At 63.7% G+C, this 21,943-nt stretch carries 20 protein-coding genes; 10 read left to right on the top strand and 10 right to left on the bottom strand.

Annotated elements, in window-relative coordinates; all coding sequences use genetic code 11:
* Nucleotides 1-47: 47 nt before the first annotated feature.
* Nucleotides 48-476: a VOC family protein gene (locus tag AB843_RS11220; RefSeq protein WP_048646945.1), complete on the bottom strand. Its 429-nt coding sequence runs from the start codon at nucleotides 474-476 to the stop codon at nucleotides 48-50.
* A 92-nt stretch (nucleotides 477-568) separates the two neighbouring features.
* Between AB843_RS11220 and AB843_RS11215 the strand changes: the two genes are divergently transcribed.
* Together AB843_RS11215 and AB843_RS11210 are read left to right on the top strand one after the other, a co-directional pair.
* Nucleotides 569-1,486 (top strand): LysR substrate-binding domain-containing protein, encoded by a 918-nt coding sequence (locus tag AB843_RS11215; protein WP_244467955.1) that lies wholly within the window; start codon nucleotides 569-571, stop codon nucleotides 1,484-1,486.
* A gap of 63 nt (nucleotides 1,487-1,549) precedes the next feature.
* On the top strand, nucleotides 1,550-2,515 hold the full coding sequence (locus tag AB843_RS11210) for a helix-turn-helix domain-containing protein (protein WP_048646944.1): 966 nt from the start codon (nucleotides 1,550-1,552) through the stop codon (nucleotides 2,513-2,515).
* A gap of 164 nt (nucleotides 2,516-2,679) precedes the next feature.
* Here AB843_RS11210 and AB843_RS11205 read toward each other — a convergent pair whose 3' ends face one another.
* Nucleotides 2,680-3,441: a DeoR/GlpR family DNA-binding transcription regulator gene (locus AB843_RS11205; RefSeq protein WP_048646943.1), complete on the bottom strand. Its 762-nt coding sequence runs from the start codon at nucleotides 3,439-3,441 to the stop codon at nucleotides 2,680-2,682.
* A 173-nt stretch (nucleotides 3,442-3,614) separates the two neighbouring features.
* On the opposite strand from AB843_RS11205, the gene AB843_RS11200 reads away from it, so the two are divergent.
* The 3 genes from AB843_RS11200 (at nucleotide 3,615) to eutH (ending at nucleotide 8,277) form a co-directional block, all read left to right on the top strand.
* Nucleotides 3,615-4,526, top strand: coding sequence for a phosphotransferase family protein (locus tag AB843_RS11200; protein WP_048646942.1), 912 nt, complete (start codon nucleotides 3,615-3,617; stop codon nucleotides 4,524-4,526).
* Entirely contained in the window at nucleotides 4,523-6,982 is a 2,460-nt protein-coding gene (locus tag AB843_RS11195) for a GcvT family protein (protein WP_048646941.1), read from the top strand. Before AB843_RS11200 ends, AB843_RS11195 begins: the two co-directional genes overlap by 4 nt.
* Nucleotides 6,983-7,044: 62 nt before the next feature.
* On the top strand, nucleotides 7,045-8,277 hold the full coding sequence (gene eutH / locus AB843_RS11190) for an ethanolamine utilization protein EutH (protein WP_048646940.1): 1,233 nt from the start codon (nucleotides 7,045-7,047) through the stop codon (nucleotides 8,275-8,277).
* A gap of 160 nt (nucleotides 8,278-8,437) precedes the next feature.
* Here the strand turns inward: eutH and AB843_RS11185 are convergent, their stop codons facing one another.
* Nucleotides 8,438-9,352: a polysaccharide deacetylase family protein gene (locus tag AB843_RS11185; RefSeq protein ID WP_048646939.1), complete on the bottom strand. Its 915-nt coding sequence runs from the start codon at nucleotides 9,350-9,352 to the stop codon at nucleotides 8,438-8,440.
* Between the two features lie 121 nt (nucleotides 9,353-9,473).
* On the opposite strand from AB843_RS11185, the gene AB843_RS11180 reads away from it, so the two are divergent.
* Complete coding sequence (locus AB843_RS11180) at nucleotides 9,474-10,433, top strand: LysR family transcriptional regulator (protein WP_048646938.1); 960 nt, start codon at nucleotides 9,474-9,476, stop codon at nucleotides 10,431-10,433.
* Between the two features lie 81 nt (nucleotides 10,434-10,514).
* Here the strand turns inward: AB843_RS11180 and AB843_RS11175 are convergent, their stop codons facing one another.
* The 3 genes from AB843_RS11175 to AB843_RS11165 form a co-directional block, all read right to left on the bottom strand.
* Nucleotides 10,515-11,138, bottom strand: coding sequence for a pyridoxamine 5'-phosphate oxidase family protein (locus AB843_RS11175; protein ID WP_048646937.1), 624 nt, complete (start codon nucleotides 11,136-11,138; stop codon nucleotides 10,515-10,517).
* Between the two features lie 33 nt (nucleotides 11,139-11,171).
* Complete coding sequence (locus tag AB843_RS11170) at nucleotides 11,172-11,666, bottom strand: nuclear transport factor 2 family protein (RefSeq protein ID WP_425286812.1); 495 nt, start codon at nucleotides 11,664-11,666, stop codon at nucleotides 11,172-11,174.
* Nucleotides 11,667-11,736: 70 nt separating this feature from the next.
* Nucleotides 11,737-12,333: a carboxymuconolactone decarboxylase family protein gene (locus tag AB843_RS11165; protein WP_244467954.1), complete on the bottom strand. Its 597-nt coding sequence runs from the start codon at nucleotides 12,331-12,333 to the stop codon at nucleotides 11,737-11,739.
* Nucleotides 12,334-12,410: 77 nt separating this feature from the next.
* Here AB843_RS11165 and AB843_RS11160 point away from each other — a divergent pair, with 77 nt between their 5' ends.
* The 3 genes from AB843_RS11160 (at nucleotide 12,411) to AB843_RS11150 (ending at nucleotide 17,006) form a co-directional block, all read left to right on the top strand.
* Nucleotides 12,411-13,205: a LysR family transcriptional regulator gene (locus AB843_RS11160; protein ID WP_244467953.1), complete on the top strand. Its 795-nt coding sequence runs from the start codon at nucleotides 12,411-12,413 to the stop codon at nucleotides 13,203-13,205.
* Nucleotides 13,206-13,564: 359 nt separating this feature from the next.
* Complete coding sequence (locus tag AB843_RS11155) at nucleotides 13,565-14,998, top strand: aldehyde dehydrogenase family protein (RefSeq protein ID WP_244467972.1); 1,434 nt, start codon at nucleotides 13,565-13,567, stop codon at nucleotides 14,996-14,998.
* Nucleotides 14,999-15,023: 25 nt separating this feature from the next.
* Entirely contained in the window at nucleotides 15,024-17,006 is a 1,983-nt protein-coding gene (locus tag AB843_RS11150; RefSeq protein ID WP_048646936.1) for a copper amine oxidase, read from the top strand.
* Between the two features lie 75 nt (nucleotides 17,007-17,081).
* Here the strand turns inward: AB843_RS11150 and fdxA are convergent, their stop codons facing one another.
* From fdxA to AB843_RS11130, 4 genes are read right to left on the bottom strand one after another with little or no spacing between them, the layout of a single operon-like run.
* The gene (gene fdxA / locus AB843_RS11145; RefSeq protein WP_048646935.1) at nucleotides 17,082-17,405 is read right to left on the bottom strand and encodes a ferredoxin FdxA; all 324 of its coding nucleotides are present in this window, start codon (nucleotides 17,403-17,405) and stop codon (nucleotides 17,082-17,084) included.
* Between the two features lie 8 nt (nucleotides 17,406-17,413).
* Nucleotides 17,414-17,725, bottom strand: coding sequence for a 2Fe-2S iron-sulfur cluster-binding protein (locus tag AB843_RS11140; RefSeq protein WP_048646934.1), 312 nt, complete (start codon nucleotides 17,723-17,725; stop codon nucleotides 17,414-17,416).
* Nucleotides 17,722-18,753, bottom strand: coding sequence for an NAD(P)/FAD-dependent oxidoreductase (locus tag AB843_RS11135; RefSeq protein ID WP_048646933.1), 1,032 nt, complete (start codon nucleotides 18,751-18,753; stop codon nucleotides 17,722-17,724). Before AB843_RS11135 ends, AB843_RS11140 begins: the two co-directional genes overlap by 4 nt.
* 37 nt (nucleotides 18,754-18,790) lie before the next feature.
* On the bottom strand, nucleotides 18,791-20,890 hold the full coding sequence (locus tag AB843_RS11130; RefSeq protein WP_244467952.1) for a 4Fe-4S dicluster domain-containing protein: 2,100 nt from the start codon (nucleotides 20,888-20,890) through the stop codon (nucleotides 18,791-18,793).
* Nucleotides 20,891-21,002: 112 nt separating this feature from the next.
* On the opposite strand from AB843_RS11130, the gene AB843_RS11125 reads away from it, so the two are divergent.
* Entirely contained in the window at nucleotides 21,003-21,932 is a 930-nt protein-coding gene (locus tag AB843_RS11125; protein ID WP_048646932.1) for a LysR family transcriptional regulator, read from the top strand.
* Nucleotides 21,933-21,943 lie beyond the last annotated feature (11 nt).

Here is a 21,943-nt window from a genome sequence, read left to right as displayed (position 1 = left end):
CTGACGTCCGCACAAATGCGGAAAAACAACCTGCCTGACAGCCGCCGCTACTTGGCGAACAATTGGTCCATGTTCTTGAACGCCTTCAATTCGACGGCGTTGCCCGCCGGGTCGTTGAAGAACATGGTCGCCTGCTCGCCCGGCTGCCCCTCGAAGCGGATATAGGGTTCGATGACGAATTTTACGCCGGCCTTGGTCAGCCGGTCGGCCGTCTGCCGCCATTCGTCCATGTCCATCACCAGACCGAAATGACGGACCGGCACGCCATGCCCGTCGACCGCATTGGTCGCCGCCTTGCCGCATTCGCCAGGCGCCAGATGCGCGACGATCTGATGGCCGTGAAAGTCGAAATCGACCCAGTCGGGCGAGCTGCGGCCTTCGCCGCACCCAAGCAGGCCCTTGTAGAAGGCACGGGCGGCTTCCAGGTCGTCGACGGGGAAAGCCAGGTGGAACGGGCGGATGGCTTGTTCGGTCATTTGCGTCTCCAAAACAGAATACGGGGCTGGTATATCCGCTTTCGAACCACACGAAAAACGATATGTTATCGTGTTTAGCCACGCAAATCGTGATGAATGAGATGATTTCGGAACTCAGAACCCTAGTCGCCATCGCCCGCTACGGCACGTTCGCCGCCGCCGGAGACCGCATCGGCCTGACGCAATCGGCGGTGAGCGGCCATATGCGGCGCCTGGAAAAGCATCTGGGGTTCGCGCTGTTTGCCCGAACGGGGCGATCGGCAGAGCTGAACGAGGCGGGACAGCAGGTTCTTGGCCGCGCCCGAGAAATGCTCGCCCTGGCGGACAATCTCGGCGCACCCGTTTCGCAGGAGGAGGCGTACGGCCTGTTGCGCATCGGCGCCATCGCCTCCGCGCAGCCGACAATCGCCAAGCGCGCGCTGCTGCCTTTTCATCGCTTCCGCCCCGGGCACAAGGTGCACATTGCACCCGGCACGTCGCTGGAACTGTTGGACCGCGTCGATACGGGCGCGCTCGATCTGGCGATCATCGTCCGCCCCGATTTCGGCCTTCCGCGTCACCTGAGATGGATCAGGCTGGTGAGCGAGCAATTCGTCCTGGCGGTGCCGCCGGACGTGGAGGACGACAAATGGCAGGACATAGTCAGCACGCGGCCCTTCCTGCGCTACAACCGCGTGTCTTTCGGCGGGCGCCTGGTCGACCGGCTGCTCGAGCGAACCGGAACCGCTGTCATGGATTGGGTCGAGATCGACGACATCCCCACGCTTTTGCGCATGGTGGCGGAAGGCATGGGCGTCGCCATCGTGCCGGATGCCGAAGCCCATCGCGGCGAAATGAAGAAAGTGGGCTGCCTGCCCCTGTCGGGACAGGAGATCGTCCGCGAGATCGGCATTGTTGCGCAGCGCGCAAGCCAGAACCGCGCCGTTACGCTTTTCATCGAAAACTGTATCGAGGCCAGCAAGCAGCAGGATCCAGCCGGCAGCGCTTCTTGCCCGAACCCCAAAAGCTGAATACGCTGCTTCATCTGCTCATTCGGGAGGTGTCGTAAGGGCGACACGGCAGGGAGGAAGCCGATGCCGTTACATGAGGCGAACGGTCTCGTGCCGCTGGATGCGTTTCAGGCCGGCGTGCGCGACGTTTGCGGGAATTTCCAGGTTCTGCCGCCGCAGGGTCGCCGGGACATGCGCGGCATGATCACGCTCAACCGGCGGCAGGCGCTGTCGGTCGCGGTCGTCGAAAACAGCGCCGCCGAGATCGACCGCGACTGGCGCTGCATCCGGCAGGATTCGGCCGAGCACCTCTTCCTCGTGCTGCAAAAGGCGGGCCACTCCGTGATGCGCCAGGGCGATGCACAAGTGCGCCTGTCGCCCGGCGACTTCATGATGATCGATTCAGCCTATCCCTCGCATTTCGTCTATGGCGGCAGCGGCAGCGTGCAATATTCGGTGCATCTCAACCGTGCCGATTTTGCCCACCGGTTCGGCATCAGCGCGCTGGGAGGCTGCTCGATCCCCGGCGCATCGGCCATCGGCCAGGCGATGCGTGCAACGATCGACCGCGTCCTGGAGGCCGAGGGCGCCCTGCCGCAACAGCATTTCGTCAGCGAAGCCTTCTTCAATCTCATGGGTGCCTATCTGTGCAGCCTGGAAGAGGGCGAACTGCCTACCGCCGCGACCAGCAGCGACCTGCTTGTCGCCAGGACCCGCGCCTATATCACGCAACGCTTCCGCGATCCCGATTGCACGCCGGCCGCCGTGGCCGCGGCCATGGGCGTCAGCCTGCGGGCCCTCCAGCGTCGCTTCCAGGCGGACGGTTCCTCGCTTTCGGAATGCCTGATCGCCGCCCGGCTCGACTATGCGCGCCAGCGGCTCCTGGGTCAGGAGGCCATCGCCGGCGAGCGCATCTCGACCATCGCCTTCGATGCGGGCTTCAACGACCTGTCCTATTTCAACCGGCAGTTCCGCGCCCGTTTCCGGGCCTCTCCGGGAGAATACCGGCTCCATACGCTGTCGCCGTCGCCCAAGGGCCTGACTCAATAGTCCGGGACGAGGTAGGCCGCTGGCAACCCTCCACCATGACCGATGGCGGCCGTCCGAAAGGCAGCCGCACCGGGAGACTGAAGGGATTGGCCGAACCGCGCGGCGTCACGCGGACTTTTGACAGAGTGAGGCGCTGAGCAGCGTTCGCCCTGTGCCCATCTTCATCAAACCTCCATCGTCACCGCAACATCGGCACGGCGCAGTGCCTCGGCCAGATCGTCCGGCGGCATGCAGTCGACGATCAACTCGTCGATCTCGGCGAAGGAACAGACACGCACCAGCCCCTTCTGCCCGAATTTCGAAGCATCGGTGACGACAACGCGCCGCTGGCCCCGGGTGAGGACGGCTTGGCCGAACTGGGCCTCTTCAAGATCATAGTCCATGATCCCGGTCGCTGCATTCACAGCACCGGCCGATATGATCGCATGGTCGACGCTGAAGCGGCCGACGAACTCGATCGCCGAAAATCCGAGCGCCGAGCCGCTGTCGCTGCGCAATTCGCCGCCGGCCATGTAGACTTTGTTCCCGTTGACCGTCGCCAGCGTGCGCGCGATGTCCGACGAGTTGGTTACCACGGTCAGCTGCCGGTGATCCAGCAATGCTCGGGCCAGAAGGCTGGTGGTGGTGCCTGTGTCGAGCATCACCGATTCCCCGTCGCGAATGGTCGATGCGGCGAGCTTGGCAATCGCCTCCTTCGATTGCCGGTTTTCCCGCATTCGACGCTCGAACGGCGCTTCACTCACCACCGAAGGCAAAGCGATCGCGCCATGCATCCGCACGATCTCGCCATGGCTGGCCAACGCCTTGACGTCACGCCGAACCGTTTCCACGGAAACGTTCAGACGCTGGGCAAGATCATTCACGCCCATGGTGCCTTCCTGTGTCAGGAGCTCCAGTATCTGACCGTAGCGGGGCGAATAGTTCATGTATTCCTGTCCTTGCTGAAATGACTGCTTCCAACGCTTTATGACTGTTTTTGCCCGATTATGATCCACAAACCATCATATTCGGTCAAATTCCCACATTTTTCTATTGACTTCCCACATCGCCCCATCAATTCTTCCGACAAAACAAGCAGCCAAAGGTTGCGGGAGGAAACATGGCCGACGCACGGGAAATCACCGCCCCGCGCTCCGAACAGATTGCCGCTTTGCCCATCTGGAAGGGTTCCATTGCAATCGAGCCGCTGATCGGCGGCATCAGCAATGAAAGCTGGCTGGTTACAGACGATGTTGGCGGGCATGTCGTCCGCTTCGGCAAGGACTACCCCTTTCACCATGTCTTGCGCGACCGCGAGGTGATGACCGCGCGCGCGGCTGAACTGGCTTCTCTGGCTCCAGCAGTAGAGCACGCCGAATCCGGCGTCATGGTCTGCAGGCACCTCAATGCCACAACATATGGCGAAGCGGACGTGCGGTCCAACATCGAGCGGGTCACCCGGATCGTTCGCACCTTTCACGAGCGGATGCCACACCACATTTCGGGGCCCGGCTTCATGTTCTGGCCTTTCCATGTCATCCGCGACTATGCCCGCACCCTGAGCGCCGGTGGGAGCCGCATGGCGGAGCACCTGCCCGCCTACCTGACGCTGGCGGAGGAACTCGAAGCAGCGCAGGCGCCGCTTCCAATCGTCTTCGGCCATAACGACCTGCTTCCGGCCAATCTACTCGACGATGGCGAACGGCTGTGGCTGATCGACTTCGAGTATGCCGGTTTCTCGACGGCAATGTTCGATCTGGCCGGCTTGTCCTCCAATGCAAGCTTCTCGGACGAGGAATCCGAAGCGCTGCTCGGCTTCTATTTCGGACGCACTCCGGACCGGCCGCTGCGCCGCTCGCTGGCGGCCATGCAGTGCGCTTCGCTCCTGCGCGAGGCCATGTGGAGCATGGTTTCGGAGATTTATCTCGATGCGCCCGGAACCGACTACATCGCCTACACGCAACAGAATCTCGAGCGGCTCGAAGCCGCGCTGAACACCTATTACACTCGATACGGACGCGCTTCCCGATGACCCAGACCCTGCCTTCGCACGCCCAGATCGTCGTCATCGGAGGCGGCATTGTCGGCTGCTCGACAGCCTATCATCTCGCCCGGGATCACAAGGCCGATGTCGTCCTTCTGGAACAGGGCAAGCTTACCTCAGGTTCCACCTGGCACGCTGCCGGCCTCATCGGCCAGCTTCGTTCGTCGGCCTCGATCACCCGGGTGCTGAAATACTCGGTCGATCTCTACAAGACCCTGCATGAGGAAACTGGCCTTGAAACCGGCTGGAAGATGACCGGCTGCCTGCGGCTGGCGACCAACGAAGATCGTTGGACGGAGTTTCGCCGGCTTGCCACGACGGCGCGCAGTTTCGGCATGGAAATGGAGCTTGTCGGACCGGACGAGGTCAAACGGATGTGGCCGCTCATGGACACCTCCGATCTGATCGGCGCTTCCTGGCTTCCCACAGACGGTCAGGCGAGCCCTTCCGACATCACCCAGTCGCTCGCCAGGGGTGCCCGGATGAACGGCGCGCGCCTGTTCGAAGGCGTGCGCGTGACGGGATTCGCAATGGAGGGTGACCGCATAACGGCCGTTGAAACCGAACAGGGCCGCATCGCCTGCGAAAGCGTGGTCAATTGCGGCGGCCAGTGGGCCCGTCAGATCGGCGCGATGGCCGGCGTCTCGGTGCCGCTGCAACCGGTCAAGCACCAGTACATCGTCACGCAGAAGATCGATGGGCTGTCGGGCGACACGCCCACCGTTCGCGATCCTGACCGCCGCATCTATCTCAAGGAAGAGGTCGGCGGCCTGGTGATGGGCGGTTACGAGCCGAATCCGCAAAGCTGGGCCACGGGCCTTCCGGGCGGCGACGTGCCGAACCAGTGGGAATTCCAGCTCTTCGACGATGATTTCGATCATTTCGAGCAGCACATGACACAAGCCATCGAGCGCGTTCCGGCGCTTGGCGAGGCTGGTGTCAGGCAGATGATCAACGGCTCGGAAAGCTTCACGCCCGATGGCAACTTCATTCTCGGGCGGGCGCTCGAATGCGCCAATATGTTCGTCGGTGCCGGTTTCAACGCCTTCGGCATCGCCGCCGGCGGCGGCGCGGGCTGGGTCCTGGCCGAATGGGTGGTGCAGGGCGAAGCGCCGCTGGATCTGTGGGTCGTCGATCTGCGCCGTTTCTCCGGTCTTCACGCGGATCGGAAATGGGTCGAGGAACGCACGCTGGAAGCCTATGGCAAGCACTACACGGTGGCCTTCCCGCACGAAGAGTACCAGTCCGGTCGGCCGCGCATCGTCTCGCCGCTCTATGAGAGGCTCAAGCATCATCGCGCCGTGTTCGGCTCGAAGCTCGGTTGGGAACGGCCGAACTGGTTCGCGCCGGCCGGCGAGGAGGCCAAGGATGTCTATTCCATGGGCCGGCAAAACTGGTTCGGCCCCGTCGGCGATGAGCACGCTCATGTGCGCGAAAAGGTCGGCGTGTTCGACCAGTCGTCCTTCGCCAAGTTCGAACTCTCAGGCGCGGACGCCGCTGACGCTCTCGAATGGATCTGCGCCAACCATGTCGCCAAGCCTGCCGGCAGCTTGACCTACACCCAGATCCTGAACACGCGCGGCGGCATCGAGTGCGACCTCACCGTTGCGCGCCTCGCGGAAGATCGGTTCTACATCGTCACCGGCACCGGCTCTCGCACCCATGACTTCGCCTGGATCGAGGAGCATCTGCCCTGCGGCGCGAATGCCCGTCTTGTCGACGTGACCGAAAATTACGGCACCCTATCGCTGATGGGGCCGCGCGCCCGCGCGGTTCTTTCCGCCGTGACGCAGGCAGACGTCGGCAATGACGCCTTCCCTTTCGGTCGGGTGCAGGAAATCGAGATTGCGGGTCACCCCGTTCGCGCCATGCGCGTGACCTATGTCGGCGAACGCGGCTGGGAACTGCATGTGCCCATCGACGGCACGGGCGATGTCTTCGATGCACTGATGGAGGCGGGCCGGGCCCACGGCATCCGCCCCGTCGGCTATCGGGCCATCGAGTCGCTGCGGCTGGAGAAGGGCTACCGCGCCTGGGGCTCCGACGTGACGCCCAACGACAATCCGTTCGAGGCCGGCCTCGGCTGGGCGGTGAAGCTGCGCAAGGATACCCCGTTCATCGGCCGCGAGGCCTGTGCGGCCGCCGCAAGCAAGCCACTGGCCAAACGGCTGGTGGGCTTCACCACGACGGATCCCGACGTCGTTCTGCTCGGACGGGAAACCATCCTGCGCAACGGAGTGCCGGTCGGCTACCTGACCAGTGGCGGCTACGGCTATACGGTCGGAAAACCGATCGGTTACGGCTATGTGCGCGCCGAACACGGTGTCGACGACGCATTCCTGTCGTCGGGAGACTACGAACTCATCGTGGCGAACGAACGCTTCGCCGCCACGGTCCATACCGCGCCGCTCTACGATCCGCCGGGAGACCGCGTGAAGGGCTGATCGATCAACCGGCGTCGTAAAGTTGCCGGGGGCGCATTTCGCACACTGGGAGGGAAGGCAAAATGGCTTCAATCGGTACCTACGTCATCTACGTCATCATGGCATGCGCCGTTGCCGGCGCCATCGCTTCGATCAGAAATCCGGAAACCGGGCTCGGCAAGGAGTTCATCGAGGGCCTGCACGCCATCGGCCCGATCTTCATTCCCGTGGCCGGCATCATGGCTGCAATCCCCTATCTGTCCGAGTTCATCCGCGTCGCCGTCGGTCCGCTGTTCGCGATGGTCGGAGCCGATCCGTCCATCGCGGCGACCACGGTGATTGCCGTCGACATGGGTGGCTACCAGTTGGCCGACGCGCTCGCGCAATCGCGGGATGCCTGGATGATCGCGACCGTCGTCGGCTTCATGTCGGGCGCCACCATCATCTTTTCCATTCCGGTCGGCCTGGCGATGCTGGCCAAATCCGATCACAAGTACATGGCGCTCGGCATCATGTCGGGCATTCTCAGCGTGCCGATCGGCGTTTTCATCGCCTGCATGCTCATCGCCCTGACCGGGCTTGATATCCGGCCCGACATCTCGACAACCGCCGAGGCAAGCCATCAGATCGCCCTGACCATGGTCGACATTCTGCGCAATCTCCTGCCGCTGATCGTCTTCTGCCTCGCCATTGCGCTTGGCCTGCGTTTCGCTCCGGACGCGATGATCAACGGGTTCCTCTGGTTCGGGCGCATCATGTATGCCGGCATAACCCTGGTCCTGGTCGCCTCGATCGTCGAATATTTCACCGGGTTCTTCAGTGCCGTATTCGGCTCCTGGGGCTTCGACCCCATCATTGCCGACGAGCAGGACCAGTTCCGCGCCCTGGAAATCGCAGGCTACATCGGTATCATGCTCGCCGGCGCGTTCCCCATGGTCTACCTCCTGACCAAGTATCTGGCCGGACCGATGCAGGTGATCGGCGCACGCATCGGCCTCTCGCCAGAGGGCGCCGCAGGACTTCTTGCTGCAAGCGCGAACATACTGGCCATGTACCGCCTGGTCGGCAGGATGCAGCCGAAGGACAAGGTGCTGGCCATCGCATTCGCCGTCTGCGCGGCCTTCACCTTCGGTGACCATCTCGCCTTCTCGGCCAACTTCCAGCCGAGCATGATCCTGCCACTCATGCTCGGAAAGCTGCTCGGCGGCGCAGCCGGCTTCATGCTGGCCATATGGCTGTCCGTACCGAAGGCCATGGAACTGGCATCCCTTGAAGCGGATACCGCCGCGCAAGCTCGGCCAGTGCCCGCAGAATAGGTCGGGTTGCTTGCCTTGGCATGACCCGGAAGCCTCCGCGGATTGGCCGCCGGAACCTCAGGGAGCGCATCGAAACTGAGCCGGCCGGGTCAGCAAACCAGGCCGGCCTCGCCGGCTTGCCGCAACACGGCAAGGGGCCTTTCGTGCAAAGACCGGAGCCTCATATGGAGGGTCGTTGAGGTGTCGGCACCGAAGCTGAGTACCAGTCGGCGATCTCACCGCCCTTGGCCAGCCATACGCCATCGTGGGACGTTATGTATTTGAGCGCCCGGGCAAAATGTTTCGCGCGGTGCGGCTGTCCGATCAGGAAAGGATGGAGACAAAGCGACATGACACGCCCGGTCGAGGCACCATCGGCATAAAGCTGGTCGAACTGATCGCAGATCGCATCGCCGAAATCCTTACCGGACAAACCTTGCTCAAGGAACGCGGTATAGTCGTTCATCTCCACCGAATAAGGCATCGCAAGCATCGTACCGGAACGCACGCGCATCTCGTAGGGCTGGTCGTCGTTGGTCCAGTCCGCCAGGTAGCGGATTCCATTCTCCGCGAGGATGTCGGGCGTCTGGTGCGTTTCCGTGAGAGCGGGGCTGAGCCAGCCACGAGGTGCGATGCCCGTCGCCTGAGTGATCGTCGACACAGCCTCCTGAACGATCTTGCGTTCCTCGATTTCGGGGATACCGGTTATCACCGAGGAGTTGTTCCTGCCATGTCCCATCCACTCCCAGTCGAGTGAATTGCCGGCCTCGATGATGCTCGGATAGTGAGCGCAAACGTCGGAGTTGAGTGCGACGGTGCCCTTCACACCATATCTCTCCATGATCTCCATCATGCGCCAGATCCCGACGCGCACGCCGTAGTCCCGCCATGCGTAGTTCAGGACATCCGGTACAAACCCGGTTGTCGACTGAATGATGGAACTTGATGGCCGATCGAACAAAAAATGCTCGACATTGGGGATAACCCACAAAGCCACTCGCGCTCCTTCTGGCCACTCCAGCTTGGGGCGATCGGTGATCGCTGAAAATTCAAAGCGGTTGTGCTCTTGCGGTGGAGCGCCGACGGAATCTCGCATGGTTCAACTCCTTGTTGCGGGATGGTCCAGTTATCGGCGCGACCATAGGTTTGACCACGATTAGGGAACAATGAGATATAGTTCCGGTCACATAAGACAATTTGTCCGTAAAGAGGTCGAAATGGATGGTCTTGGATCGCTGACCGCCTTCGTGCATGCCGCCGAGTTGCGCAGTTTTACCGCTGCCGCCAACCATCTTGGCGTTTCGTCATCGGCGATCGGGAAAGCGGTCGCCCGGCTCGAGGCGCGATTGCAGGTTCGGCTGCTGCACCGATCGACCAGGACGATCACCCTGACAAGCGAAGGCTCATTGTTCCTGGAGAGATGCCGGCGCATCCTGGCGGAGATGGAAGCGGCCGAGTTGGAATTGTCTCAGACACTCGATACGCCCCGGGGCAAGCTCAAGGTCAGCATGCCGATCGTATCGATGCTCATGATGCCTGCAATCCTGCAATTCATGGCCCTTTACCCGGACATAGAGCTTGACCTGGATTTCTCGGACCACCTCGTCGATGTCATAGAGGAAGGCTTCGATATCGTCGTGCGGGCTGGCCACGTCGCCGATTCCCGTCTCATGTCGCGAATGCTGGGGCAGTTCAGCCTGGTCCTGGTCGCGGCGCCCGAATATCTCAAGCGGGTCGGTACGCCTGAGGTCCCCGACGATCTCGTGAGACATGCCTGTCTGCATCACCGATACGCCACCAGCGGCAAACTGGAGCCCTGGCCGCTCTGCGAAGGTGAGACAGAGATTCGCCTCGAACTGCCGACGACCGCGGTGGTCAACACCATCGAACCTCTCATCATGATGGCCGAACGCGGTATTGGCATCGCCTGTCTGCCCGACTTTGCGATTGCCGATCAACTCGCCACCGGGCGTCTCGTCACCGTCCTGTCGGATTTTGTCCGCCACACCGGCCCGTTTCGCCTGCTGTGGCCAACCAGCCGCCACATCGCTCCCAAAGTGAGAGTCTTCGTCGACTTCATGGCGACGAACCTTTTCCCGATGCATTCCCGGCAGCAACTATTCGGCACGCCATCAGCCAGTGCCGATGGCATTCCGCAGTCAGGTGGAATCACCTGACGTCCGGCGAATGCGCAGACAACAGGGAAATCGAGCGGCGGTATCGAAAGGGCATTGGCGGCTTGCGCGGGAAGACACGCCTCATTCGGCTGGTTGCGGCGCGGGGCGTTGCGCCAGCTCGGCTTCGAGTTCGGCGATCCGGGCCGTCAGCGGCGCCATCACCGCGCGCGTCTCCTCGAGCGTATAGCGCTCGGTGATGTGCTGCGGGCAGTTCCAGTCGAAGCCTTCGATCGTGATGAGAATTCCGCGCTCGATCCGTGCCCGGTAGTCAGGCATATCGAGGCGCGACAGAACCGCCTGATCGTCGAGCCCGATGATCCGGGCACGGCCGAACAGCTTCAGGCGCGTCCTGTTCGGATAGTCCATGAAGAACATCGAGACCCGGTCGTCCGTCATCAGGTTCCCGACGCTGACATACTGGCGATTGCCGCGATAATCCGCGAAGCCGATCGTGCTCTCGTCGAGCACCCGCACGAAGCCGGTCGGCCCGCCACGATGCTGGATATAGGGCCAACCCGTCTCGCTGACGGTCGCCATGTAGAGCGAATTTCGCGCTGCGATGAACGCGGCCTCCGCTCCCGCGAGGCGATGATTTACCGCATCCGGCCTGTCCTCGATACGGGCATATGAGGGCCGGCTTCCAAGTTCTTCCTGCACCGTTTTCACGGTCGGCGTGAAGGCGATCTTGGCGAAGTGATGCGGCATGGTGTTCTCCTTCAGGGACCCATATGCTGACTGTTACAGGCCGAGGTCAGAAAGACCGGGGTGATCCGCAGGGCGAGGTCCCTGCGGCCAGCGAAACATCCGTTCGCTTTCGGAAATCGGCTGGTCGTTGATGCTCGCGAAGCGCAGTTGCATCAAGCCGCGTTCGTCGAACTCCCAGTTCTCATTGCCATGGGCGCGGAACCAGTTCCCGGCGGCGTCGCGGCATTCATAGGCGAAGCGCACCGCAATGCGGTTCTCGACGAAGGCCCAGAGTTCCTTGACCAGGCGATACTCCAGCTCCCGCGCCCATTTGCGCTGCAGGAAGGCGACGATCTCGGCGCGGCCGACCGGGAACTCGGCACGGTTGCGCCACCGGCTGTTTTCCGTATAGGCGAGCGACACCCGCTCCGGGTCGCGCGAGTTCCATGCATCCTCCGCCATCCGCACCTTCTGGATCGCGGTCTCGCGGGTGAAAGGCGGCAGAGGCGGACGGGCGCTGGTCTGGGTCATCTGGGTCATCTGGTTCATCGGGTTCTCCTCTCTCTGTTCCGGGCAAGGGAGGCGCGGCCGAAGCCGCGCCAAGCCGTCTTGCGTTTGGTCACGCCACCTTGGTCAGTTCGATTTTGGGGAAGTCGATCTCGACCTGGGTGGCCTTGCCGAGCAGGTTGGTGAAGATGTTCATCGCGACATGCGTGATGATCTCGATGATCTCCGCGTCGGAATGGCCCGCCGCGCGCACCGCGTCGAACTCGGCCTTGCTCACCGCACCGGTGTGCTCGACGAGCGCGCCGGCAAAGGTCAGCGCGGCCTCCGACTTGGCATCCGAGGACCGCCCCATGCGATTGGCGAGCATCTCCCGATTGTCCAGGCCAACCTTGAGGCCGATCGCCGTATGCGCGGATACGCAGTACTGGCAGGCATTCTGTTCGGCGACGGCGAGCGCGATGCGCTCGCGCGTCTGGGGATCGAGCGCGCCTGCCCCGGCGATGCCATGGATGCCCAGAAAGGCACTCAGCGCGGCCGGCGAATTCGCCAGCACGCGGATGAAGTTCGGAACCATGCCGAGGCCGCTCTGGACGGCGTCTAGAAGCGCCTTGGCTTCGCCGGTGGCGGTCTTTGGGTCGATAACGTCAACACGAGCCATGAGTTTTGATCCTTCTGCATTGGTGGTGCGGTGCGCCGCGGCTCCGCTCATCTCAAATTTGGCTCATCCTGCTGATTGAAAGAATATTCGATGTATGGAACACTTTATTCCGGTAGAAGGAATAATGAATGGACCGACTGCATGAGATCGAGGTCTTCATCGCGGTGGCGGAAACCGGCAGTTTCGCCAAGGCCGGCCGACAGCTGCGTCTGTCGCCGCCGGCCGTGACGCGCGCCATATCCGCACTTGAGGACCGGCTCGGCGCGCGCGTCTTCAATCGCACCACACGGAGCCTGTCGATCACCGATATCGGGGAGCGCTTCCTCAAGAGCGGGCGGCGCATCCTCGCGGATCTCGACGCGGCCCAGAAGGAGGCGGTCGGCGACGCCGCAATGCCCCGGGGTCACCTTACCGTCACGGCGTCGGTGGCGTTCGGCCGAACCGCGCTGGCACCGGTCGTCTGCGGTTTCCTCGCTCAGCACCCGCGCATAACGGCTTCGGTTCTCCTGCTCGATCGGGTCGCGAACCTCGTCGAGGAAGGGATCGACGTCGCGGTGCGCATTGCGCATCTGCCGGATTCGAACCTGATCGCCAAGAGGATTGGTGCAGTCCATCGGATCTTGGTCGCAAGCCCGGAATACCTCGTCCGACGCGGGGCGCCCGCGTCACCGGCGGACCTGCGGCTCCATTCCGTGATTGCCTTCACAGGCCTCATGCCGAACCGCGAATGGCGCTTTCTGAACGAGCAGAAGCCGGGCAGTGTGAGCCTGCATCCGACGTTCGAAATCAACGATGCCGTCGCCGCCATACAGGCCGCCGAGATGGGGCATGGCATCGCGATTGCGCTGTCCTACATGGTGAGCGACCAGATCCGCGACGGGAAGCTGGTGCCGGTGCTCGGCACCTTCACGCTGCCGCCCTAGCCGGTTCACCTGGTCTTCCCTCATGCGCGGCTCGTCGCGCCCAAGATCGGCGCGTTCATCGATTTTGCCGCTCCTCGGCTGAAGACCACCCTCGACCAGTTGGCATGGCCAGGGTTCCCGTCGCCATTGCCCGCTACAACAGCTTCGCCGCAGCCGGAGGCCTCATCGTCCTGACGCGATCGGCAATGAGCGGTCATATGCGGGTTCGAACAGGCCTCCCCCCGGAGAATACCGGCTCCATACGCTGTCGCCTTCGCCCAAGAGCCTGACGCAATAGTCCAAGACGAGGCGTGCCGCTCCCCTCCACTATGACCGATCGAGGCTGCCCGAAAGGCAGCGACACGGGGAGGAGGAACATGATGACGGACACCGCGACCGCGCAGGACGCCAGGCCATTTCACAACATCATCGCCGGCCGCGGCGTGAGCGCAAGGGAAAGCCTGCCGGTGCGCAACCCGGCAAACGGCACGCTCGTCGGCCAGATGCCGCTCGGCACGGTCGAGGATCTCGACGCGGCGGTCGCCGCCGCGCGCGCCGCGTTTCCCGCCTGGGCGGCCACCGGTGACGCCGAGCGCAAGGCCGCCTGCAACAGGATCGCCGACCTGCTGGAGGCGGGCATCGCCGAACTCGCACCACTGCTCACGGCGGAGCAGGGCAAGCCGCTCGGTGGGCTGGGCTCGCAATGGGAAATCGGCGGGGCTGCCGCCTGGACACGCCATACCGCCGGCCTCGACCTGCCGATGACGGTGCTTCAGGACAGCAATGAGGGGCGCGTCCAGGTTCACCGGAAACCGATCGGCGTGGTCGGCTCGATCACGCCGTGGAACTTTCCCGTTCTGATCGCCGCCTGGCACATCATTCCCGCCGTCAGGGCCGGCAATTGCGTCGTCATCAAGCCATCGCCCAACACGCCGCTCAGCAGCATCCGCTTTGTCGAGCTGATCAACCAGGTTCTGCCCGCCGGCGTGGTCAACATCGTCTGCGGCGGCAACGAGATCGGCGCCGCCATGTCGGCACATCAAGGCATCGACAAGATGGTGTTCACCGGCTCGACCGGCACCGGCCGCAAGATCATGGCGTCTGCCGCCGAAACGGTGAAGCGCCTGACGCTGGAGCTGGGCGGCAACGACGCGGCGATCGTCCTGCCGGACGTCGATCCGCAGGCCATCGCCGAGGGCCTTTTCTGGGGCGCCTTCATCAACAACGGCCAGACCTGCGCCTGCATCAAGCGGCTCTACGTGCATGACAGCATCTACGACGCGGTCTGCGAGGCGCTGGCGGCACTTGCCGCCGCGATGCCGATGGGCGACGGCCGGCAGGAGGGCGTGGCGCTCGGGCCGGTGCAGAACGAAATGCAGTTCGAGCGCGTCAAAAGCCTGGTCGAGGAGGCCAAGGCGCAGGGCGCACGCGCACTGACCGGCGGCGCGCCGGCCGGCGGTGCCGGCTATTTCTACCCGCCAACCATCGTCGCCGACGCCGAACACGGCATGCGGCTGGTGGACGAGGAGCAGTTCGGCCCCGCCCTGCCCGTCATCCGCTACACCGACATCGACGACGTCATCGCCCGCGCCAACGACAACCCGAACGGGCTCGGCGGCTCGATCTGGTCGCAGGACACCGCGCGCGCCAGGGAACTGGCGCTCAGGCTCGAATGCGGCACCGCCTGGATCAACAAGCACGGCATGATCCAGCCCAATGCACCCTTCGGCGGCATCAAGCAATCGGGCATCGGCGTACAATTTGCCGAGGCGGGACTGCTGGAAAACACGGTCGGGCAGACCATCATCATGTAACGAAGACGATCGAGGAGGAGAAGCAATGAGACGATACTTAACCGCCGCGTGCGCCGGCGTGGCCCTGATGGCCTTATGCGGCGGCGCGAACGCCCACCCCCTGGACGGCCTGACGAAGGATGAAATCAGCCGGGTCGTGACCATCATGAAAGCGGACGAGCGGATCGCCGACGAGGCACGCTTTCCGCTGATCGAGCTGAAGGAGCCGGAGAAAGCGGACGTGCTTGCCTGGAAGGAAGGCGACGAGGGGCCGCGCGTCGCCACCGTCCACGTGATTTCCGGCGACAAGGCCTACAAGGCCGAGGTCGACCTTGCAACGGGCGCGATCAGCGACATCGGCGACATTGGCGGCCAGTCCATGGTGCTTCTGGAAGAGTTCATCGGCGCCATGGACCTGGCCTTGTCCGACGAGACTTTCGTCGCCGCCCTGAAGAAGCGCGATCTCGGCCCGACGGACGTGTTCTGCCTGCCCCTGACCGCCGGGTCCTTCGATGCCGAGGCAGAAGCCGGCCAGAGGCTGATGAAGGTGCCCTGCTACGTCAATCCGACCGGCTCCAACTTCTACGCCAAGCCCATCGAAGGCCTCTACGCGGTCGTCGACCTCGCCGGGAAAAACGTGGTCGAGGTGATCGACACGGGCGTCCTGCCTGTGCCGCAGGATGGCTGGGGCTATACCGAGGCCGAGGTCAGGGAGCGGGGAGACTTGCGGCCCGAGAGCAATCCCGCCCATCTCGTCCAGGAGGGGGATGCGAATTTCACCATCGACGGCAGCGTGGTCAACTGGGACATGTGGCGCTTCCGCTGGCGCGTCGACAAGCGGCCCGGTGTCGTCCTGTCGAACATCGAGGCGAACGATGGCAGCGATTGGCGGTCTGTGCTCTATCAGGCGCATCTTTCCGAGGTGTTCGTGCCCTATATGGACCCGGACCAGGGCTGGTACTGGCGCACCTACATGGATAGCGGCGAGTATGGGTTCGGCATTTTCCTCAGCCCGCTGCGCGCCGGCGTCGATTGCCCCGCCTATGCCCGCTTCCTGCCGGCCACCGTGCATGACGATTTGGGCAATCCGATCGAGATTCCCAATGCCCTGTGCATCTTCGAGCGCAACATCGGCGATCCGGTCTGGCGGCACTACGAGATCTTCGCCCAGAGCGAGGACCAGTCGGTGCCGGCCGAGGGACGCCCGGCGAACGAACTCGTCGTCCGCTCCGCCTCGCAGGTGGGCAATTACGACTATCTGATCGACTATGTGTTCGAGCAGAACGGCCGCATCCGGGTGATGGTCGGCGCCACCGGGCTCGACGCGGTGAAGGGCGCGGCCTCCACCTCGATGGACGACGCGACGGCGGCGCAGGAAACCCGCTACGGCACGCTGATCGTGCCCAATCTGGTGGCGCCGAACCACGATCATTTCTTCAACTTCCGGCTCGACTTCGACATTGACGGCCAGGACAACTCCTTCATGCGGACGGGTCTCGTGAAGGGCGACGTACCCACCGACCTGCCGCGCCGCTCGCTGTGGGTGACCAAGGCGGAAATGCCGATGACGGAGATGGCGGCGCGCTACCGCGTCAACCCGGCAACGCCCGCCATGTATCACGTGATGAACATGAACCGGAAAGTCGGCGTCGGCCACGCGCCGGGTTACATGATCCTGCCGCAGAACAGCGTCGCCTACAGCCCGCTGGACACGGAGAACGACCCGCCCGCCAGGCGCAACGCCTACATCGAGTACACGTTCTGGAACACGCCCTATCACGCGGCCGAGCGCTATGCCGGTGGCGAATACGCGTTCCAGAGCGACGGCTCGGACACGCTGGCCGAATGGGTCAAGCAGGACCGCAGCATCGACAACACCGACATCGTCACCTGGTACACGATGGGCTTCCACCACGTGCCGCAGATGGAAGACTGGCCGGTGATGTCGACCATGTGGAAGGGCATCACGCTGAAGCCTTACAACTTCTTCCCGCACAATCCCGCCCTGACGGTCCGATTGCCGCAATAGGCCAAAAGCATCGGATAGAAAACGTGCTTCGCGGTGCATTCGATACGCATCGCGAAGCGCACCATACGCAGGCGCTTACACGCGCAGCAATTCCAGCTTGCCGGTCTTTCCCCTGTACTCGGCGGCGTCGGCCGGATGCGGTTCCGCTTCGAGGATCACCGGCCATTTCAGCGCCAGGTCGCGGTTGAGTTCGAGAAAATGCTCCTGGCCTTCGGGAAGCATCGTGTCGGGATGGATCGCCTCTTCCGGGCATTCGGGGATGCACACGCCGCAATCGATGCAGCCATCGGGATTGATGACGAGGAAATTGCCGCCCACGTGGAAGCAATCGACCGGGCAGACGGAGACGCAATCGGTGAAGCGGCAGCCGATGCAGGCTTCCGTGACGACATGGGTCATGGCGCGCCTCAGTAGGTGGGCGCGAGGCTGAGGACGAGGCCGTCCAGTTCCGGCGCCATCCGCATCTGGCATGAGAGCCGTGAGCTCGGCCGCACCTGCGGCGCCTCGCCGAGCATCATCTCCTCCTCGTCGTCCATTGCCTGGATCTTCCCGACCCACGCATCGTCCACATAGACGTGGCAGGTGGCGCAGAGGCAGCAGCCGCCGCACTCCGCCTTGATCGGCAGGCCGGCGCTGCGGATCGCCTCCATGATCGGCCAGTCGGCCTCGGCGGTCACTTCGTGAACCACATGATCGAAATCGGTCACCAGGATTTTCATGCCGTTTTCAGCTTCTTCTGCAGTTGCGTGGATGTGGTGGTGTATTGGAACAGGAGCCGCTTTTCGGGTCGCAGGATGCGGAACGCCTTCTGCGCCATCAGCGCGCCCTCGTGAAACCCCGACAGGATCAGCTTCAGCTTGCCGGGATAGGTGTTGATGTCGCCGATGGCGAAAATGCCCGGCACGCTGGTCTCGAAAGCCTCGGTGTCGACGGCGATGCGGTTCTCATCGAGGTTGAGCCCCCAATCGGCGATCGGCCCGAGCTTCATCGTCAAGCCGAAGAAGGGCAGGAAGCAATCGGCGGGCAGGCGGAGTTCGGCGCCCTCATTCGTCGCTACCTGGACGGAAGACAGGTTTCCGTCGGCGCCCTCCAGCGCCCGGCATTCGCCGAGGACGAAATCGATCGTGCCGTCGGCGACCAGCTCATGCATCTTGCGCACGGAATCGGGCGCCGCACGAAACTGGTCGCGCCGATGCACCAGCGTCACGCGCTCGGCCACCCTCGCCAGGTTCAGCGTCCAGTCGAGCGCCGAATCCCCGCCGCCCGAGATAACCAGCCTGCGTCCGCGCATCGCCTCGATGCGGCGCACGGCGTAAAACACGCTGCGGCCTTCGAACGCCTCGATCTTGTCGATGGGCGGGCGCCGCGGCGTGAAGCAGCCGGAGCCAGCGGCGACGATCACCACGCCGGCGTTGAACTGTGTGCCGGCATCGGTTGTCACATCCCAGCGCCCGTCGGGCCTTTGGACGAGCTGCGAGACGAGCTGGCCCAGGTGAAACTCCGGCTCGAACGGGAGGATTTGCCGCTGCAGATTCTCGATCAGGCTCTGGCCGGTGCATTCGGGCAGTCCCGGAATGTCGTAGATCGGCTTTTCCGGATAGAACTCGATGCATTGCCCGCCGGGCTTGTCGAGCACGTCGACCAGATGGCATTTGAGATCGAGAAGGCCGAGCTCGAACACGGCGAACAGGCCGACAGGCCCGGCGCCGATGATGAGCGCATCCGTCTCGATGATGCTGTCATGCATGCGAAAACTCCCCTGTAGGCGCGGCGGCTGCAATCGCTCAGCCTGCGGTGGATTTGAGCCGCGCCCGGGCGGCGGCCGGCGTTTCGGCGCTGGCGTATTCGGCAAGCCCGCCGCTGCGGTCGACCGGCATGATCTCATCAAGCGTCGTGCCCGGCGGCGGCTGCAGGCGTGGCGGATACATGGCGAGCTTCTGGTTGGCGCCGAGCTTGTCGCCCCGGTCCGGGCTGAGATCGCGCTCGTTCGTTCCCATGCGCGGCGCACCGGCCACACCGTCGATGACTTCCAGGTCGAACCACCAGCGCTTGATCAGGTTGCGCTTGCCGTTCTGCAATGCGTCGTCCATGGCGATGATCGCCGCCCGCGCCTCAGGAACCGCAATGGACAGTTCCGCCAGGCGCCGCCCTTCCACCGTATCCTCGCGGTTCCAGGGGCACATCTTCATGCACCGCCCGCAGGCAGAACCCTTCATCTGGGTGACGCGGTACTTGGTGCATTTCTCGACGTCGGCCTTCCAGATTTCATAGCCGTTGAACATCACCTTCTCGCCGAAGGAGATGGCGTTGCACGGGCACTCGCGGGCGCATTTGCGGCACTGATTGCAGAAATCCTGCAGCCCGAAATCGATCGGCTTGTCGACGCTCATCGGCAGGTCGCTGGTGAAGACGATCGATTTCGAACGCGGGCCGATGAACGGGTTCAAAAGCGTGTCGCCGATGCGCGACACCTCGCCCAGCCCCGCCATCAGGATCGCCGGATTGTGGATCACCTCCGAATGGGCGTTGGAATGCGAGCGCGCCGAATAGCCCATCTTGCGGCAATGGGCGGCCATCACCCCGGCGATCTCGGCACCGCGCATATAGGCGCGCATCGATTGCGAGGCGGAAATCCAGTCGTCGCCCGACGCGCCCTCCATGGTCTCGTAGCCCTGGTCGATGAGCATCACGACGGCAAAGTCGTGATAGGCCTCGATCGGCTTCCCCTCGACCTCGTCGCTGGCGTAGTACATCCATGGTTCGGCGCGGCAGATGCCGACGAAGTCGGCGCCCAGATAATAGCCGAGCGCCTTGATGGCCTCGGCATTGCGCGCCGGATCGGAAAGATCGCCGCCGAACCCGGTCGGCGCCAGCGTCTCGCGCGTACCCTGCAGTGGCACCATGTGCTGTATCAGCGGCTGCATGCCGAGCGCCAGCGGATGCTTCATGGGAAACCGCTTCTTCTCCTGCTTCGCCTTCTCCCCCAGGTCGCCGGCTTCGGCGCGTTTGAAAAAATCGCCGCGCTTTGCCACGCGCTTGATCTCCTGGCGTAAGACCAGCGTCGTCGGCTCATCGACGCGCCGGATCGTTTCCATCGGATAGCGGCCCATGTGCAACGGCCGCTTTTCCTCTTCCGCATCCGCCCAGCCGGGCCGCGTGCCGTCGATCCCGAGCATGACGTCCGGCGCCGTATCGCCAAGATCGCCCTCGGGAGCGAGCGGCAGGTCGACGGCAAGCGCATAGCTGGTCGTCACCACGCCGAGACGGAAACCGCGTTTCAGGAAAGGCGCTTCAAGCGTTCCGCCAACGACGCGCGCCAGGCCGGCGCGCACCGCGAGAGAGGCGAGATCGACCCTGCCGTCGCCGGCAAAATGCCCGCGCGCCGAAAACCCCATCCAGCGCACATAACCCGACAGGACCGCGGCGATCTCGGCGCAGCGCATGTCCGTGCGCGCCGCGTTGGTGCCACGGATCCAGGCGGCGCCCGCCTCGCCCTCCTCCGGTTCGCGGCCGAACCGGACGGCGAAGACCAGCGCATGCGTGTGCGCCGGATCACAGCCTTCAAGCCGGACGGCTTCATCGAGCCGGCAGATGCCGGCAATCGAGGCGTCAAGAAAATACGCCGACGCCTTCAGGTTTTCCGCCCGCCGGTCGAGATCGTCGGGGATGGCGCTGCCGCGCGGCGCAACCGGCCCTTCGAGGAAACCGGAAAACAGCCGCGCATAGTCTTCGACCTCGCCAAGCAGGGAATCCGGCGCCGCCGCAGAGCGATCCGCCGGCTGGCGGGCCGGTTGCGCGATAACCGTCTCCACCCGCGCCAGGCGCTCGAGCGCCAAAGCGCCCAGATGGTTCGGCCGGTGGCGATTGGAGTAAAGCCGCATCATGTCCTCCCTGCACCGCCGCCCGGAAGGCGCGAGCGATGTCCTGTGGGAAGACTAGGTCAGCCGATCGGCACAGCCTATGTCTTTACAGACATTTAAGTTATATCCATTTGACATGGAGAAAGACATCAACCTGCGGCACCTGCGTGTGCTGGACGTCCTGTTCGCCGAGCGGTCGCTGACGGCGGCCGCCAACATACTCGATACCTCGCAGCCGGTGCTGAGCAAGATACTGGCCCGCCTTCGGGTGGATTTCGACGATCCCCTTTTCGTCCGCGTCGGCCAATCGATGGAACCGACGGCGCGCGCGCTGGAACTGGCCGAGCCGATCCGCCGGATCCTGACGGCCTCGGCCAGCCTCGACCGCAGGCCGGCATTGTTCGATCCGATGACAAGCCGGCGCTTGTTCAGCTTCTTCATCAGCGATGTCGGCGCGCTGCGTCTCGCCCCGCCGCTGATGGAACGCCTGCAGCATGAGGGCCCGCATCTCGGCGTCCGCATGGTTTCACTCGACCGGCGCCAGCTTCTGCCCCGGCTGGAAAGCGGCGACGTGGACCTGGCCATCGGCGCCTTTCCCGAATTGGTGAGCGGTATCCGAAGACGAAAACTGTTCGTCGAGGGCTATCGCGGGCTGGTGCGGCGCGAACACCCCTTTGCCAAAGCCACCCCGGACGAGGCCGCCTATCGCGCGGCCCGGCACGTCCTGGTGATGGCGCGCGACACGGGCCACGCCCATGGCGAGGTGGAGGGAAGGCTGGAGGCGATCCTGCCCGCCGACCGCATCGCGCTGCGCGTCTCCGGCTTCGTCGCCGCGGCGATGGCCGTCAAGCGCACGGACATGATTGCCACCATGCCGGCCAATCTGGCCGCTTATCTGGCCGAGGAGTTCGATCTGGCGGAAATCGACGTGCCGCTCGCCATGCCGCAATTCGACATCGCGCTTGCCTGGCACGAACGCTTTCACCGCGACCCGGCGGCGCGCTGGATGCGCCGCCTGCTGTTCGACATTCTCGGCCGGCGCAAGCGCCGCCCGAGAGCCTATTAACGCAGACGCCT

It is taken from the genome of Nitratireductor soli (genome assembly GCF_001050155.1).
Classification (GTDB): Bacteria; Pseudomonadota; Alphaproteobacteria; order Rhizobiales; family Rhizobiaceae; genus Nitratireductor; species Nitratireductor soli.
The sequence above is the reverse complement of the archived record's forward strand: the minus strand, read 5'-3'. Positions and strand labels throughout refer to the sequence as shown.

Excerpts from the sequence above, each read along its gene's own strand:
- AB843_RS11215 (WP_244467955.1), top strand. The coding sequence starts at position 569 with ATGAATGAGATGATTTCGGAACTCAGAACCCTAGTCGCCATCGCCCGC.
- AB843_RS11180 (WP_048646938.1), top strand. The coding sequence starts at position 9,474 with ATGGATGGTCTTGGATCGCTGACCGCCTTCGTGCATGCCGCCGAGTTG.
- AB843_RS11135 (WP_048646933.1), bottom strand. The coding sequence starts at position 18,753 with ATGCATGACAGCATCATCGAGACGGATGCGCTCATCATCGGCGCCGGG.
- AB843_RS11200 (WP_048646942.1), top strand. The coding sequence starts at position 3,615 with ATGGCCGACGCACGGGAAATCACCGCCCCGCGCTCCGAACAGATTGCC.
- AB843_RS11205 (WP_048646943.1), bottom strand. The coding sequence starts at position 3,441 with ATGAACTATTCGCCCCGCTACGGTCAGATACTGGAGCTCCTGACACAG.
- AB843_RS11125 (WP_048646932.1), top strand. The coding sequence starts at position 21,003 with ATGGAGAAAGACATCAACCTGCGGCACCTGCGTGTGCTGGACGTCCTG.
- AB843_RS11220 (WP_048646945.1), bottom strand. The coding sequence starts at position 476 with ATGACCGAACAAGCCATCCGCCCGTTCCACCTGGCTTTCCCCGTCGAC.
- AB843_RS11170 (WP_425286812.1), bottom strand. The coding sequence starts at position 11,666 with ATGAACCAGATGACCCAGATGACCCAGACCAGCGCCCGTCCGCCTCTG.
- AB843_RS11175 (WP_048646937.1), bottom strand. The coding sequence starts at position 11,138 with ATGCCGCATCACTTCGCCAAGATCGCCTTCACGCCGACCGTGAAAACG.
- AB843_RS11210 (WP_048646944.1), top strand. The coding sequence starts at position 1,550 with ATGCCGTTACATGAGGCGAACGGTCTCGTGCCGCTGGATGCGTTTCAG.
- AB843_RS11165 (WP_244467954.1), bottom strand. The coding sequence starts at position 12,333 with ATGAGCGGAGCCGCGGCGCACCGCACCACCAATGCAGAAGGATCAAAA.
- AB843_RS11155 (WP_244467972.1), top strand. The coding sequence starts at position 13,565 with ATGACGGACACCGCGACCGCGCAGGACGCCAGGCCATTTCACAACATC.
- fdxA (WP_048646935.1), bottom strand. The coding sequence starts at position 17,405 with ATGACCCATGTCGTCACGGAAGCCTGCATCGGCTGCCGCTTCACCGAT.
- AB843_RS11140 (WP_048646934.1), bottom strand. The coding sequence starts at position 17,725 with ATGAAAATCCTGGTGACCGATTTCGATCATGTGGTTCACGAAGTGACC.
- AB843_RS11150 (WP_048646936.1), top strand. The coding sequence starts at position 15,024 with ATGAGACGATACTTAACCGCCGCGTGCGCCGGCGTGGCCCTGATGGCC.
- AB843_RS11160 (WP_244467953.1), top strand. The coding sequence starts at position 12,411 with ATGGACCGACTGCATGAGATCGAGGTCTTCATCGCGGTGGCGGAAACC.
- AB843_RS11130 (WP_244467952.1), bottom strand. The coding sequence starts at position 20,890 with ATGATGCGGCTTTACTCCAATCGCCACCGGCCGAACCATCTGGGCGCT.
- eutH (WP_048646940.1), top strand. The coding sequence starts at position 7,045 with ATGGCTTCAATCGGTACCTACGTCATCTACGTCATCATGGCATGCGCC.
- AB843_RS11195 (WP_048646941.1), top strand. The coding sequence starts at position 4,523 with ATGACCCAGACCCTGCCTTCGCACGCCCAGATCGTCGTCATCGGAGGC.
- AB843_RS11185 (WP_048646939.1), bottom strand. The coding sequence starts at position 9,352 with ATGCGAGATTCCGTCGGCGCTCCACCGCAAGAGCACAACCGCTTTGAA.